We start from the raw sequence: 564 nt of genomic DNA, 5'->3' as shown, positions 1-564 counted from the left end.
CGCCGCTCGTCGGCGCCACCGTCGTGATGTTGTCGACCGTCAGGCTCTCGTGCGGGGCCGGCAGCTCGACATAGCCGCTCTTGTCGTTCAGCACCGCCAGCGTCTCGTTCAGCCGCTGATGGCTGCGGCGCGCACCGACCACGCCCTTCCACTGGGCGATCGCCAGATCGACGGGGGCAAGCGCGCGCGCCGTGACGATCGACGAGGCGATGATCGAACCGGCCGACAGGTCGCCGCGGATCGCCAGATAGGCGCCGAGCCCAAGGATCGCCGACTGCAGCATCATGCGCAGCACCTTCGACAGTCCAGACAGCGTGCCGCCGATGTCGGATGTCTTCGTCTGACAGTCGAGGTGGCGGCGGTTGGCCTTCTCGAAGCGCTCGACGGCGCGGCCGGTGATCCCCATCGCATGCATGATGTCGCTGTTGCGGGCGTTTGAGTCCGCCACCGAGTTGCGCGCCACCGAGGCCTTGATCATCGATTGCGAATGCCGCCGGGTCAAAAGCTCGGCAATGATGGTCAGCACCGTCAGCACCGCCGCGCCACCGACCGTCAGGATCCCCA

Annotated in this window: 1 pseudogene; it reads right to left on the bottom strand. The window is 67.2% G+C overall.

What is annotated here, in order from left to right:
* Window positions 1-564 (bottom strand): annotated as a pseudogene (locus tag JNB88_RS33150) (type I secretion system permease/ATPase); the annotation flags it as partial.

The organism is Rhizobium cauense, from assembly GCF_019511525.1.
GTDB lineage: Bacteria > Pseudomonadota > Alphaproteobacteria > Rhizobiales > Rhizobiaceae > Rhizobium > Rhizobium cauense.
Note: the sequence above shows the minus strand (reverse complement) of the source record. Positions and strands in the feature narration are given on the sequence as shown.